Genomic DNA, 12972 nt, shown 5'->3' with positions numbered 1-12972 from the left:
GTCACCCATTCCGGTGACTCCCTTACCACTCGGTAAAGTTGGGCATTCCGAAGGGAGCCGCCTCCTTGGGTTCCGTGAGAAGGGGCGACTGGCTGTCCGACTTCGGTAGGGTGCTGCCCTTCACGGAGGTACGACCATGACCGACGAACCCCTCGAACGCTGGGCCGCACGCCGTCAGGGGCGTCTGCGCAAGCCCGGCGAACGAAAGGCTGTCACCCTCGGCACCGGCCCGCAGCGCGCCAACCATGTTGACCCTGAAGCCCCACGCATGATCCTGGAATGGGATGGGTTCGCCTGGCAGCCACTGATGCCCGTGGCCAACTACGCGGCGGCCTGCCGCGTCCTCAACTCGCCATCTGGAGACTGGTCCGTTGAAGAGGTCGAGACGACCGGCCCCGTTGTAGGGCGCAACCCGCTGGCCCCAGGTACTGGTCGTCACCGGAAGCCGCCGCCGTGAATCATGCCGATGACCTGAGTGCATCGGCCGCCTCCGGCAACGGCTTGCCTGCCGCATGGGTCCCTGGCCCTGGTGGGAGAAAGTGCCCTGGACCGACTGCTGGCCGGAGGAGAAGCCTCATCGGCCAGCGTCGGCTCTCACGCTGCTGCCGGAGGCACGTACGGCTGATCGAGCACCCAGGAAGCGGCCAGGTCCTGGCATGCACTCTCCCGGGAGGCAGTCAGTTCGTCCGCCACCACACCAGCCGCTGTAACCCATCCGTATGTGAATCCATCGCCGTAGCCGAGATGGGTAGGGACCACGCTGAAGGTCCAGCCGAGGAGAGTTCGGTCGGGGTTCTCGCCGAGGACGGGGACCAGGTCGAAGGCGCGACGGTGGGCGGAACGCACCCGCGTCCGAGCCTGGTCGTCTTGCCAATGTTCCGCCGGCCCGTCGAGGTGCTTCAGCAGAGCGGCAGCCGCGACACCTGGGTCTGAGTACATGCGGCGGCTCACCGCATCGGCGGCAGTAACCCACGAGGCCTGGCCAAGGGCTTCGGTGCTGGTGTGGTACGTCCACCCTGCGACTCGTCCGCCCGCATCCTGAACCGGACGGAACAGATGCGCGGCGGGATGGACGTGCGCGACGGCGTGGCGAGCGCTCTGCGTCTCGTTCAGTTCCCGCCGGCGTGCCTGGCGCAGGGCCTCGGCGGCCTCGTCCTGTGAGGAATAGCGGGGCTGTTCGGTCTGGGCGTCAGCCGTTACCCAGCCGAATTCCCGGTTGTAGACGCCGTACACCCACCCCACGGTCTGGCCGCCGTCGGTCGTCTCCATGTAGCTGTGGCCGCGCTGCCGGTGAATGCGGGCGGCCTCCAGCAGGGCAGCTCCCCGGATCCGAAACGCGATTTGTTCGGGCAGGTCATCACCAGGAACAGGCGGCGCGACAGGGGCAGGAATGCTGACCGACACAGGCGTACGATCCCGCGCCCCATGCTCCGCGACCCACTCCAGCCGTCCGAGGTGAGTGACGACGGCAAGCCCTTCACGCTCCAGCTCTTCGAAGGCGCGCCTGTCGATGCCGGCGCTGGAGTGGACTGCCCCGTACCGATCGTGCAGTGCCTGCCGGGCCTTCCTCGCACGCGGAGACAGCTTCACGGGCGGACGGAATCCGAGGTTGGTACGGGTCATGGAGAAGGCCTTCCCGGGAACGTAGACGGCGCGCTCACGGGGTTCGGAGCACGCGACACCAGCCCGTGCCGGTGGCGGGCTGCATCCCCACGCACGCGGGGACCACGGGGAGGCCGGCTGTGCTCCAGGAGTAAGTCTGCCCTCCTGCACGGTCCCGGCTCTACCTTTTCCAGGAGGACGGGACCAAAGCCTCAGGCGACCGGGTAGGGCCTCGGATAGCCCATCCGCTCGTACTCCGCAGCCTTCGCGTCGACTTCTTCTAGCGCGCGGACACGGCCAAGGGCCTCCAGTGCCATGACCGCGGTGCACACCGAGATGGCATGGACCTGATCGGGTAGCGCCAGGTCCCCCACCGCGGCGGTAAGTCCCGTCTGCCGCAACGCGACGCGGCGTACAGCCGACGTCGTCTCGAATTCGTTCTCCATGGGGGACAGGGCTGCCATCGCGTCGATCTCCCGTACCGCCATGGATGGCTCGCCCAGCCGGTCGAAGAGCTCATCGTGTTCGAGGACGAGCCAGGCCAGCACACGCTCTATCCGATTGGTGTCCAGGCCGGCGACACACTCCGCAACCTGGGCCCGGTTCTGGGAGAGGTAGGCGCGTGTCAGGTCGGTAGCCCGCCAGATTGCATCGATCAGCCATGGGTCATCGAATTTCACCATGCCCCTGTCCTATCGGAATCCGGGGAGCTGTAGGGGTAGTCCTCCTACCTTTACTGCTATCGGTACACGCGGCGGCATCTCGAATACCGCCGGCAGCAGCCGTAAACAGGGCATCACGGCCTGGCCTATCTCTTGACGGACCGTTCCGAAGTGCCAGTTCGCCCGGGGCAGACAAGAAAGAGCCCCAAAAGACTGGTGCAACGTCGAAACGGATGTCAACGTAGACACCTTCCCAAGAAACCCCAGGTCAGAGAGGTGTGCGGTTGACTCTGGATGCGGCGAAGTCCGGATTCTCTACGACGATCGAGGCACTCCGATTGCGCACGTGGCTGCTCGGCGCCGGGAATCAGGGCATGGTGATCGACCAGTTCACCGACGAGGACTTCAAGTTCGTCGTCGATGACCGGGCCGACATGCACATCAGCTCCCGCGACGGCTGCTTCTATCTCGGATGGTTCCCCGAGGGCCGGCCCGGAACCAAGGGCGCCGGCTGGGTGCTCGCCGTCACAGGGACGGCTACCACGCCTGGGTATCGCGTCACCTTCGACACCGAGACCCCTGCCCAAGTCGTAGCCGCGGTGGTGGCCGAGGTTATCGCCACATCCGCACCCGTACGCTCACGCTGACCCCTGCCCTGCGTGCGCCGTGGGCACGAACCCCGCGCGCGTCCTGATGATGAAGGAGACCACATTGGACCCGGAGTACACCGTCGGCGAGATCATCGACCGGCTCTCCGCCTTCGACCGTGACGCCACCTTCCGGCTGGCCATCAACCCGCTCTGCCCGATGGAGCACACAGCAGGCTCCATCGTCGGCGTCGTCGATCCGCAGGGCCGGACGGTGGTCTATCTCGCCGAACGCGGCGAGCAGCTCGGCCCCGTACCCAAGTCCGTTGCCGTTGACCTGGCCTGGCACGAGCCGATCGAAGCCCCGCCGCGCAGGCGCCGAAGCGCCACCGGCGATCAGTAAGACATCCCGCTTGTCCCTGCTGCCCTGGAGGCGCCCCTGAACACCAGCCCTTCGCGCTACCCGTCCACCCCCGACCCCGGCCCGTTCTACTGGGTCACGCCCCGCCACCTTGCCGGCGACGACGGTGCCCTCGCCGACCGGATCTGCGACACCCTCGCCGAGTCCGGCTGGACGAGCTGGACGACCGCCCGCAGCACGCTGCTCCTGCTGAGCCCGAACAGGCTGTGTGCCGCCGAGTGGATCCGTACCGACCACGCCTTCCTGCTCGGCGGGCTGCCGGTGGCCTGGCAGATATCCGCCCGCACCCACCGTGACGGCGCTCTGCCCGAGTGGAACGCGTACTTCACCCCCGGCACCCCGCACGAGGCCATCGCTGACTTCCTCCTCGCCGTCGAGGCGCGCACGGATCCCGTCGTCAACTACAGCGGCCCGGACAGCGTCATGTCGGCCCTGACGGCGCTTGGCTGGCTCCGCGACTTCGACCAGCCGGAGACCACCGCCTGGGACGCTGGAATGTCCGCCGGCTTCACCTGGGGGGAACTACCGCCGGGCATCCAGGACGGGGACCCGCGCCCGGATCTTGTGGGCTGGCAGGCGTGGGCCGAGCCGGTCCTCGGCGCCCCCTACCTCTGGTGCGCGACCTTCAGCGCCAGCACCCCGCACGACCTGGTCGCGGCCTTCGCCGGCGCAATCGCCTCTCCCGCCCCGGTACGGCGCCGCATCCTGCCGGAACTCGCCGCGGGACGTCTTACCTTCAGCCTCCCTGGCTAACCCTGCCTGCTTGCACCGCAACGGGCTGCCGACCGGCCTTCTCCCGGCCGACGGCAGCCCCTTCGGCACGCCCACTTCTCCGACGGCCAGGAGGCCCTTTGCCCTACCCGCTGATCCGATTCTCCACTGGCCGCACCAACGGCGTCGCCCACTACGGCGTGCTGTTCGAAACCGGCGAGCCCTTGACGGCGTGCGCCACGCACTCACCCGACCTCGCCCCGATCGGCGAGCGTACTGCCCACCAGACCTGCCAGAGCTGCACGAGGGCTCTCCTGGCGATGGCAACCCCGCCCCATCCCGGCGAGCTCGAGGCCCGGCCCGCGACCGGTGTGGGAAGGAGCGCAGCCGCGCACCGCCCGATCCCCGGCCACCTCCTCGGCTACTGCGGCAAGGCCCTTGACTACTGCCGCGCCACCGGCAAGCGGGCATGCGCAAACTGCGCCCAACTCACCAAGACCTTGGAGGCACTACGGGGGAGAGCGGGCGAAATCATCCTGCCCGCGGTCGAGCCTTGTCACAGCGACGACAGCCTGCTGTGGACTCCACCCGGCGCCGGCCCCCTCACCTTCGGCCACCGGCGCAACGGCGCCACCGGCCAGACGTACTGCGGTGAACGCCAGACCACCGTCCCGAACCCTGGGGCACACGAATGTCCCGCCTGCCTGCGGCTGTGGGCGGAGGAGGAGACCTTCCGCCAGATGTACGTACTGCCCGACATGCGGGAGCACGCCGCCGTGTGGGAGGCCGATGTGCACGGTGCCTTCGAGGAACGGGCGTGGGTGCTGGCGCAGGGCGACCGGTACACGATCTCGGGCTGCGCCGAAGCCCACCACGTGGTCGCCGTCTCGCGGCACCGCTACGTCAGCCACGTCGACCTCGTCGTCTATCTGCCCGGCGAGGACCGCGTCATCGACGCCCGAGTCCACCGCGACCGCCTTCTCGGTATCCAGCGTCCCTTCGCCGGCAGTAGCGCGAGCGCACTGCCCGCCCCGCAACGCCAGGCGTAGCGTGCCGTGTGCCGCCTGGGGAGATCCACCGAGCGGCCCTGGGCCACCCTGAGCACGGGGTGACCGCCCTCCAACACGCGTCGTCAGCCGGTCAGGCCCGGTTCCCGCTCCAGCAGGAGACGGGGACCGGGCCTGACGCGTACTACCCGCCCAGCGCCTACGCCGGTTCCGGCGGCCCACCGCTGTATGCACGTCGGCCCCGCCGGTCCTGGGGGAGCGGCGGGGCCGTACAGGCAGTGGGGTCAGCTTGCGGTGTTGGCCTTGGAGAGGGCCTTCTCCACGTGGGAGTCGACCAGGGCCGGTGATCCGGAGACGACGAGCAGGATGGTCCCGGTGCGGACGGCGGTCTGCTTCACGATGCTGTCCTGCCCGCCGGCGGTGAAGGTGAGGAGCTGGCTCCAGGCCTCGTCGCCCAGAGCGGGGGCGGCCAGCTTCTGCGTGGCGATCTTCACCGGCTTGCTGCCGATCACCAGCTGGTAGACGGGGCAGCCGTTCATCGCATCGAAGATCCTCTTCGTGCCGTCGGCCAGCTTCGGCGCGGTATCGCTGTAGAGCTCCTCGGAGATATCGGAGCCCGTGCTGCCGGTGTAGACGAATGTTGCCGTCGCCTTGTTCGGGAAGTTCAGGTTCCCGCCGACGGCGGCTTCGCCTCCGAGCTGCTCCAGTGCCGGGCAGCCGATCACCGTCGTGTCGTCGTGACGGGCGGTCTTCTCGGGCTTGCGCGTGTAGTCCTGGCCGAGATCGCCCTCGGCGAGGAGCCGTCCGGCAAGGGAGGAAGAGGACAGCGGAGTGGTGGACACCGGGGCGCCGGACTTGGTCTGCCCCGCCGGCTTCCCGAGGGGGGAGACGGAGTCTGCGGTTGTGCTGCCGGAGCAGCCGGAAATGGCGAGGCAGGCGGCGACGGCCAGGCCGGTGGCGATGGTGCGGATGCGCATGGGAACCCCTGTTGTTTCGTGCGGGTCTGACGGCCGGACCCCCGTGGGGTTCTCCTCCGGCGTTTCGGGTGGCAGGGGTAGGGGTCAGTGGCCGAGGAAGCGCAGGCATTCCTCGTATGTGGCGTGGTGTCCGGTGGTGGGCCCGCTGGTGCGGTTGTACCAGGCGGCGTCGAGCCCGGGCTCGACTTGCTCGTGGCCGGCCGGGCACCGCAGCCACACCCCGTCGGGGGTGCTGACGACGATCCACTTTCGATAGGCACCACACTCGGAGCAGGCGCGGACCTCACCGTCGAGGACGAGCGGAAAGTCGTGGGCCATCAGCATCCCGGCCAGCTCCTCGCGCGTCGGCAGGCGCAGGTCGGGCGGCAGGAAGTCGTCCACGACCGGCACAGCCGACTCCTGGTGGTCCGGGCCCAGCGGCGGCTCGACGTGCCCCGCGGTCCATGCTTCCCACCGCTGCTGGGCTTCGAGCCGTTCTCTGCGTTCGCGATTGCGTCCGAACATAAGGTTCCCCCCTCGTCCTTGTCCTGCCGGGCACCATAGATCGTGCACCACGCCCCTGTCGTCGTTCTACTCTAGAAACTCTCAAAGTCCACGGCCCCGGTCACGGCCATCTCGGAGGGCGTCTGCAAGGCCACTCGTGTGCGAACGCGATGGCTGGGCAGTGAAGTTCCCGGGGAGCGACATCGCGGACGCGCCGGCGGGAAGTCCGGCCAGGCGGCACAGCCGCCACACCAGGAGGCGGCCCCGCTGGTGCAGTACGGCCGGAGTGATTGGCTTTGGTGGGTCAATTTGGCCGCCTGCCCGGTTAGCCCTCGGGCGGGAGGAACAGGTGGGGACGGGGCAGGGGCGACCGTTGGCCGGAGCCGCGCCTTGGGACTTCAAATCCCGTGCGTCAGGCCGGTGGTCTTCGGTACGGTGATCTCTTCGCCTTCGGGCGGAGTCCTGTAGGAGACCGCGATGGCTTCACTGCCCACCGGCCTGTTCCCCGTGACCGACGCTGCACGCCATGCGAAGGGGCGGCAGAAGATGCACGGGCTCGCCCTCGCCATCACCCACGTATGGGAAGCCAGCGCCACCACCGAGACGTCACTGTGCCGCGATCACGGCATGCACGTCGACACCGAGCGCATCGCCCTGGAAGCCGCCCCCGCGCTCGCGGCCATCCGGACCGTTGACCACGAAGTGATCTACAACAGTCAGGCCCCCGCCGACAAGACCCGGTACGAGCAGCTCCGGAAGGACGACCCGCAAGGCCGCGTTGTCCGCGGCCTCACGCTGCTCCGCAACGCCGACACCCACGTGCCCGCGACCATCGACGTCCCCGCAGACCGCGTTGTCGGCGGCTCCGGCCTCGGATACCGCGTGATGCCAACCTGGCTTCCATTCGACCAGCTTCCCGCAGCCATCCAGAACAACCCGGAGAACAGGGCCAGTGTCGTCGAGGCCTACAAGGACGCAGTCGGCGGCCAACTCGTCATGGACACACTCCTCGACGCCTTCGCCTTCCTCCGGACCTGCGACCCCACCCTCGCCCGTTACGTCGGGGGCACGGACGACCTGGAGTACTTCCCGCTCCATCCGTACACGACCCACGACTACGACCGCCGCCACCCCGACCAGCCCAGCCGGCCCCGCCTCGAAGCGGAGATCCGACGGCGCACCCAGGAGAACCCGCCGTACGGCACAGGCCGGATCATCCTCCACAGCTTCACGCGCGACGGCCGGACGATCTACTGCGGTAACACTGTTCGCCACGACATCAACACCGCCTTCGTCGAGCCGGACGAGCAGGTGGCGAGGGACATCCGGGCCGGATTCCCGTACACCACAGTCGCCCCAGACGGCCGCAGCTTGAACGTCACCGCGAACGAGGACGGCGACCTGCTCGTAGACGGGGCCCTGCTCGCCGCCGTGCCGTTGCTTGCTCCTCAGCACCACGCGAACCCTGCGGTCTGCGAGGGCTGGTGGGAGCTGACCAGCAGCGACGCATTCCTGTACCGGAGGCAGCGGCACCTCCAGGACGGCATTCGCGATATTTGATGCCTCGCTGGCGGCGCTCAACGGGTCCGGTTGCGACTGTCCCGGTGGGTGCCTGCGGGGCCGCTCGTGTGCGAACGCGAGGGCTGAGCGGTGGAGTTTCCGGGGAGTGGCATCGCGGACGCGTCGGCGGGCAGTCCGGCCAGACGGCGCAGCCGCCACACCAGGACGTCACTGACCGAGGACGCGGTGTCCAACTCCCTTCGCCCAGTGGCCTGCACGAGGAGTTCAGCGGGATCGTGCCCAGCCGCTTCGGCGTCAGCAAGCGTCGAGGCGAGCGCCGGCCAGCCCGCCTCGGCCAGGATCTGCTCGGCGAGCTCCGGCACCGCTTCACGCAGGACGGCGGCATGCCGCCGCTGGAGCGCGGGGGGCAGGAGGCGGCCCCGCTGGTGCAGTACGGCCATGGGGTGGCCAGCCGCGGCCTGGTAGGCGGCGCGCAGGTGTTCGGCGGCCTGGAGGGCAGCAGCGGCCTGCTGGGCGTGCTCCTTCCTGCCGTGCCAGGCCGCGGCAGCGGTGACGAGGAAGAACACCATGTCGATCAGCATCGCGGTGCTTGCCCCGTCCTCCCCGCGGCCGAGTGCCGGCCCGCCGTGGATGAGGTCACGGGCAGCCTGACGCAGGGCACGATCGTGCCCTCGCGCCGCCCGGACGTGGGAGCGTGATGCCCGCTCGAACGCGGAGGCTGCTTGACCCAGTTGCTTGCGGGTGTGCGCGGCGGAGGTCTTGGCGAGCGCGTCCAGGACCTCGCCCGCCGCCGCGATGTGCGCGGAGATCACACTGTCTTCGCCGTCGTCGAAGATCAGCACCGCCTGCCACGCGGCGGTCGTCGTGGTACGCCGTGCGGAGGCGGGCCCGGGCACCGAGCGCAGCGGACCATCGGAGGTGACGCCCTCGCCGTCCTGGCCGGGGGACACCATGGCCGTCCAGCGCTCGCGGATCCGGGGCAGGGACAGGTCCGGGGCGAGCCGCGCACCGGGGTAGAACACCGGCTCACCGTCCTTGTTGCGGTCGTCGGGGAGCGCGACCTTGTACCCGAGGAGATCACCGGACGGGGCGACCCGCTTGTGGACGAGCAGGCCGGCGGCGGCCAGGCGGTCGAAGAACTCCCCTTCGTTCTGGGTGCCGGCCACCGCGCGGCGCACGGTCTCGCGTAGTTCTTCCCGGGGGGTGCGCTCGCGGCCCTGGCGCTCGGCCTTGTGGCGTTCGGCGCTGGTGGGGCGCTGGGCGGCCGTGCCGTCGCCGGTGTCCAGACGGCGCAGCCCATAGTCGATCTCGATCTGGCGGGCTTCGGCCTGGGATCGGGCTGCGTCGTTGTGCAGGCGGGGTTTGCGGCCGTCCTCGCGGACCAAGGTGGCGATGATGTGAATGTGGTCGTCCGCGTGGCGGACAGCGGCCCACCGGCAACCGGGTCGACCGTCGTCCGGGGCGATGCCTGTTGCGGAGACCATTCGGCGAGCGATGTCCGCCCACTGCTCGTCGGAGAGGACAGGATCCTCGGGGGCCGCTCGGACGGACAGGTGCCACACGTGTTTCGCCGGTCGCCGGCTCAGGGCTACGGAGTCGACCGGAAGGTCCAGAAGCTGCTGGAGCGCCTGGTGGGTGGCGTCGGGATCGCGTCCAGGGTCCGGTGCGAGACTGTCCCAGGCCGCGACCAGATGTGGGTCGACGTGCTCTTCGTGGGTGCCCGGACCGTACAGGTAGTACAGCAGGCCGATGGTGCGGGTGCCGCGCTTGTGAACTCTGGGAATCACCGCGCGGAGCCTCCCGATTCGACGTGCCGGCGCGTGAAATCGTCCACGCGTTGTGCCGCCCGGCGAACGGCGGTTAGCACAGCCTCCGCGTGGGGGGCATCCGCGCCGGAGTTCAAGGCCTTGGCCACCTGGTTGACGTTGTTGCCGATCTGGCCGAGGTGCCGGCGCAGGGCGAACAGCTCGTTCAGCATTTCGCGTTCTCCGGCGACCGCGGCAGCCGTACGCGAGAGATCGCGCGCTGCCGCGAGGGAGGCGTGAGCAAGGAATCCGGACACCGTCATCGCGCTGGCGCTGGCGGCGTCGAGAAGGCTCTGCTTTTCGGAGTCGTTGAATCGGCTGGCGATCATGTGGACACGCTTGTCGGCGGCGGACTTGCGTAGACGGTTACGGACGGACGGTTGCTCAGGCGCTCGATGCATGCAGAGCGGGTTGTGGCACGAGTGCTTCTCCTCCTGGGCATGCGATCCACCCTCGGACGCATCCTCCCTGTCCGGCGCCCCCTGGTGCTGGACAGGGCCCGCCTCCCCAGGGGCGGAGACACCATGAGTAGCACTCCCGACGGGAGTGCTACTCATGGGATAACTTGCTCGCCGCGAGAGCGAGTTGTCGTCCGGCTGATCTGGGTCGGTGGTTGCGCTGTTCGGCAGGTTCGTCATCGGTTCCGGGTCCTCGTGGAGCTCGTTCGGTCGGGGTGCGGCGGGGGCTTGCTGCCCGAGCGGCAGGCGGCCCGGCAGAAGTCCAGGCCGCCCTGTGGAGCGCCTCAGGCGGCGATCCGTCTGCCGTTATGGGTTGGTCATCCGCATTCGGGGCAGTGCGCGTAGTGCCGGGTGAGGGCTTCGGCCATGCGCTGCTTGGTGCCGAGGGCGGTTCGGGCGCTGGTCTTCGCCGGAGCGGTGCCCGGGTGGCGGGCCGCGTGGTTGCCGAGGTAGTGGATGTCCCGCTCGAAGTCGGCACGGATGCGGGTGAAGCGGGGGCAGGTCCTCATCTGGGGCTCCTCGTCTTGGTGTTGTCGTCGCGCAGCCGGGCGAGGACAGGGGTGAGGCGGTCGTTGCGGATGGGGATCTGTTGGGCCCGCATGATCGCGCGCAGCTGCACTCGGGTGACCGACTCGTTGCCGTCTCGTTCAAGTGCGCTCCGCACGTGGGGACGCAGCCGGTCGACGATCTCGTCCTCGGTGAGGCGGGAGCGGGACTGCGGTCCCCGTCCGGTGCGGGCCCGCTCCGGTAGGTGGTTCCCCGTCGCCCGCTTCGGTTTGGGGACCGGTCCCCGGCGCGACTTCGCGGGCGGGTCCTCGGGGTCGGTGTTACCCCGGTCCCCATCACGGTCCCCGGCGTTTTCCTGGTCCCCATCCGGCGCCGGGTGGGGACGGGGACCGTCCGCCTCGGCTCCGGGGACCGTCCCCCGGTGCTCCCCGGTCCCCGGGACCGAGGGGGCGCGGTCGTGTCGGGGACGGTCCCCGCTGACACCGTTGTTCCGCAGCGTTGCGGGCGCGTGGCCGAGACGGTCCCTCTTGGCAGCCTTGATGTTGGGGACCGCGCGGGGCTCGTTGCCGGTCCCCAGGGGGGTGCCGGTCCCCAGACGGTCCCCGTGCTGGGGACCGCCGGTCCCGTCGGGACGGTCCCCACGTTCGGGACCGTCGAGCCCCTTGGGACGGTCCCCTTGTGGGACGGGGACCGTGCGGGGACCGGGGTTCTGCGCGGGGACCGTGTCCGGCCGGTCCCCGTTGTGACGGTCCCCGGTCCCCAGACCGGGGACCGTCCCCGTTGGCTCCGCCGTATCGAGGCCGGTGGGGACCGGCGGGTCGGGGACCGTGTGGGGACCGTGCCTCTGCCCGGGGACCGTGCTTGTCCGGTCCCCATCAGAACGTTCCCCCGCATGATGGTCCCCACCGGCCGGGACCGCGGTCCCGTTACCGTCCTCTGGCTGCGCGGAAGGCTGGTCCCCAACGGTCGTCCGGACGGCCATCGAGCCTTCGGGGACGGTCTCCGTGGGGAGCGGAGCCCGGTCTTCGGCTGCGGCAACGTGCTGGTGAATCTGTCGCATCAGCACCCCGAAGGCCAACAAGGCAGCGGTGGGAGGGACGGCGGCGACGACGTAGTCCAGCACGGGGACCGGGTCGGTGCCGGTCCCGCTGACGCCGGCGACGTTCAGCGCGATGGAGCCGATCGATCCGATGGCGGTGAGGGCCACGGCCCACCAGTCGGTGACCTTGCGCAGTCCCGCCCGCAGCATCAGCAGCTCGCCGATGACGATGAAGGCATCCAAGGTGCCCGGCCAGGCCCACTGCCTCTCGGGCGACTTGCCCAGCCCGTGCTGCCCGGCGACCTCGGCCAGGTGCGCGTAGGACAGCCAGAACGCGGCGGCGGTCAGGGCCGCGATGACGGCGCCGGCGGCGGCGAGGGTGACCCGCTCCGTGGACTCGGTGCTCCTCGTGGCCCTGGGGCCCGGTCCGCAGGTCATACGGCCTCCCGGAGGTTGTTGAGCAGGGCCTGTGTCTGCACGTGGCGAGCCACCGGCCGTGGCTTCCGCTCCACGACCTTGCCCCGCCTGTCCTTGCGGGGAATGCTGCGGTCGCGCTCGGGGCCGTCACCGTCGTGGGCTTTGCCGGAGCGCGGGGGCTGCTGCCCGTCGAGGGCGGCCTGCCGTGCGGTCTCGACCGGATTGGGATCCGAGGCGAGGTTGTCGCGGTCGCGGTTCTCGATGGCGCGGGCCTCCACCCGGAGCAGGTCACGGGCCCACTCGACGCCGATCTGGAGGGTGTGTGCCAGGCGGTTCGGGGTCCAGCCCTGGGCGCTCGCGTAGCGGGTAAGGGTCTTTCGCTCGAGTCGGCTCAGCTGGACGTCCCGGCCTTCGATCGCGGCCTTCACCCGGCTGTAGTCCAGTCGGTTCTCGACCTGGTCGTGCCATGTCGCGCGCTCGGCCTCGGTCAGGCCGCCCCAGACGCCCTCCTTGACTTCGTTGTCCAGGGCGTAGTTGAAGCATTCGCGGCGGACCGGGCACCAGCTGCACATTTCCTTCGCCTCCGCGATGGCGTAGTCGTCGTTGGGTGTGTGGAAGAACAGCTCGTCCGCGGTGGAGGGGTCGACCCCGTTGCAGGTGGCGCGGGCGTGCCAGCTGATATCGGCGACGCCGTGGAGGTCGGTGGGAGGGACGTTGGTGGTGATGTAGCGCATGGGATGTTTCTCCGGGTACGCCTCAGAGGCCGGCGGGCGGC

General features: G+C 69.6%; 14 protein-coding genes and 1 pseudogene. 6 read left to right on the top strand and 9 right to left on the bottom strand.

All coding sequences use genetic code 11. From position 1 onward, the window contains the following. Positions 1-136: 136 nt before the first annotated feature. Complete coding sequence (locus ACFV0Q_RS01770; protein WP_384998840.1) at positions 137-457, top strand: DUF6087 family protein; 321 nt, start codon at positions 137-139, stop codon at positions 455-457. 137 nt (positions 458-594) lie between these two features. Here ACFV0Q_RS01770 and ACFV0Q_RS01765 read toward each other — a convergent pair whose 3' ends face one another. Together ACFV0Q_RS01765 and ACFV0Q_RS01760 are read right to left on the bottom strand one after the other, a co-directional pair. Next, the gene (locus ACFV0Q_RS01765; protein WP_384998837.1) at positions 595-1623 is read right to left on the bottom strand and encodes a hypothetical protein; all 1029 of its coding nucleotides are present in this window, start codon (positions 1621-1623) and stop codon (positions 595-597) included. 191 nt (positions 1624-1814) lie between these two features. Then, positions 1815-2285 carry a hypothetical protein gene (locus tag ACFV0Q_RS01760; RefSeq protein WP_384998835.1) on the bottom strand — a complete coding sequence of 157 codons (471 nt, stop codon included), beginning with the start codon at positions 2283-2285 and terminating at the stop codon, positions 1815-1817. 263 nt (positions 2286-2548) lie between these two features. Between ACFV0Q_RS01760 and ACFV0Q_RS01755 the strand changes: the two genes are divergently transcribed. The 4 genes from ACFV0Q_RS01755 to ACFV0Q_RS01740 all read left to right on the top strand — a co-directional run bounded on the left by ACFV0Q_RS01755 (position 2549) and on the right by ACFV0Q_RS01740 (position 5032). Next, complete coding sequence (locus ACFV0Q_RS01755) at positions 2549-2911, top strand: DUF317 domain-containing protein (protein ID WP_384998832.1); 363 nt, start codon at positions 2549-2551, stop codon at positions 2909-2911. 19 nt (positions 2912-2930) lie between these two features. Then, positions 2931-3254 carry a hypothetical protein gene (locus ACFV0Q_RS01750; protein ID WP_384998829.1) on the top strand — a complete coding sequence of 108 codons (324 nt, stop codon included), beginning with the start codon at positions 2931-2933 and terminating at the stop codon, positions 3252-3254. Between the two features lie 24 nt (positions 3255-3278). Continuing rightward, complete coding sequence (locus ACFV0Q_RS01745) at positions 3279-4025, top strand: DUF317 domain-containing protein (RefSeq protein ID WP_384998910.1); 747 nt, start codon at positions 3279-3281, stop codon at positions 4023-4025. Between the two features lie 98 nt (positions 4026-4123). Further along, the gene (locus tag ACFV0Q_RS01740; protein WP_384998826.1) at positions 4124-5032 is read left to right on the top strand and encodes a hypothetical protein; all 909 of its coding nucleotides are present in this window, start codon (positions 4124-4126) and stop codon (positions 5030-5032) included. Between the two features lie 242 nt (positions 5033-5274). Here the strand turns inward: ACFV0Q_RS01740 and ACFV0Q_RS01735 are convergent, their stop codons facing one another. Continuing rightward, positions 5275-5967: a hypothetical protein gene (locus tag ACFV0Q_RS01735; protein ID WP_384998823.1), complete on the bottom strand. Its 693-nt coding sequence runs from the start codon at positions 5965-5967 to the stop codon at positions 5275-5277. Between the two features lie 84 nt (positions 5968-6051). After that, complete coding sequence (locus ACFV0Q_RS01730; RefSeq protein ID WP_384998820.1) at positions 6052-6471, bottom strand: hypothetical protein; 420 nt, start codon at positions 6469-6471, stop codon at positions 6052-6054. Between the two features lie 456 nt (positions 6472-6927). On the opposite strand from ACFV0Q_RS01730, the gene ACFV0Q_RS01725 reads away from it, so the two are divergent. Then, the gene (locus ACFV0Q_RS01725; RefSeq protein ID WP_384998818.1) at positions 6928-8010 is read left to right on the top strand and encodes a hypothetical protein; all 1083 of its coding nucleotides are present in this window, start codon (positions 6928-6930) and stop codon (positions 8008-8010) included. A 17-nt stretch (positions 8011-8027) separates the two neighbouring features. Here ACFV0Q_RS01725 and ACFV0Q_RS01720 read toward each other — a convergent pair whose 3' ends face one another. The 5 genes and pseudogenes from ACFV0Q_RS01720 to ACFV0Q_RS01700 all read right to left on the bottom strand — a co-directional run bounded on the left by ACFV0Q_RS01720 (position 8028) and on the right by ACFV0Q_RS01700 (position 12931). Then, positions 8028-9758, bottom strand: a complete 1731-nt coding sequence (locus tag ACFV0Q_RS01720; RefSeq protein ID WP_384998815.1) for a relaxase/mobilization nuclease domain-containing protein — start codon at positions 9756-9758, stop codon at positions 8028-8030. Further along, positions 9755-10105: a plasmid mobilization protein gene (locus ACFV0Q_RS01715; RefSeq protein ID WP_384998812.1), complete on the bottom strand. Its 351-nt coding sequence runs from the start codon at positions 10103-10105 to the stop codon at positions 9755-9757. The genes ACFV0Q_RS01720 and ACFV0Q_RS01715 overlap by 4 nt, the downstream gene beginning before the upstream one ends. Positions 10106-10551: 446 nt before the next feature. Further along, entirely contained in the window at positions 10552-10743 is a 192-nt protein-coding gene (locus ACFV0Q_RS01710) for a hypothetical protein (protein ID WP_376130132.1), read from the bottom strand. Positions 10744-11776: 1033 nt separating this feature from the next. Further along, positions 11777-12218 (bottom strand): annotated as a pseudogene (locus ACFV0Q_RS01705) (DUF2637 domain-containing protein); the annotation flags it as partial. After that, a complete protein-coding gene (locus tag ACFV0Q_RS01700; RefSeq protein ID WP_384998807.1) occupies positions 12215-12931 on the bottom strand; it encodes a WhiB family transcriptional regulator in 717 nt (238 codons plus the stop codon). The gene ACFV0Q_RS01700 and the pseudogene ACFV0Q_RS01705, both read right to left, overlap by 4 nt. Positions 12932-12972 lie beyond the last annotated feature (41 nt).

The organism is Streptomyces sp. NPDC059564, assembly GCF_042735575.1.
Taxonomy (GTDB): domain Bacteria; phylum Actinomycetota; class Actinomycetes; order Streptomycetales; family Streptomycetaceae; genus Streptomyces.
The sequence above is the reverse complement of the archived record's forward strand: the minus strand, read 5'-3'. Positions and strand labels throughout refer to the sequence as shown.

Excerpts from the sequence above, each read along its gene's own strand:
- ACFV0Q_RS01735 (WP_384998823.1), bottom strand. The coding sequence starts at position 5,967 with ATGCGCATCCGCACCATCGCCACCGGCCTGGCCGTCGCCGCCTGCCTC.
- ACFV0Q_RS01715 (WP_384998812.1), bottom strand. The coding sequence starts at position 10,105 with ATGATCGCCAGCCGATTCAACGACTCCGAAAAGCAGAGCCTTCTCGAC.
- ACFV0Q_RS01710 (WP_376130132.1), bottom strand. The coding sequence starts at position 10,743 with ATGAGGACCTGCCCCCGCTTCACCCGCATCCGTGCCGACTTCGAGCGG.
- ACFV0Q_RS01700 (WP_384998807.1), bottom strand. The coding sequence starts at position 12,931 with ATGCGCTACATCACCACCAACGTCCCTCCCACCGACCTCCACGGCGTC.
- ACFV0Q_RS01765 (WP_384998837.1), bottom strand. The coding sequence starts at position 1,623 with ATGACCCGTACCAACCTCGGATTCCGTCCGCCCGTGAAGCTGTCTCCG.
- ACFV0Q_RS01760 (WP_384998835.1), bottom strand. The coding sequence starts at position 2,285 with ATGGTGAAATTCGATGACCCATGGCTGATCGATGCAATCTGGCGGGCT.
- ACFV0Q_RS01770 (WP_384998840.1), top strand. The coding sequence starts at position 137 with ATGACCGACGAACCCCTCGAACGCTGGGCCGCACGCCGTCAGGGGCGT.
- ACFV0Q_RS01730 (WP_384998820.1), bottom strand. The coding sequence starts at position 6,471 with ATGTTCGGACGCAATCGCGAACGCAGAGAACGGCTCGAAGCCCAGCAG.
- ACFV0Q_RS01725 (WP_384998818.1), top strand. The coding sequence starts at position 6,928 with ATGGCTTCACTGCCCACCGGCCTGTTCCCCGTGACCGACGCTGCACGC.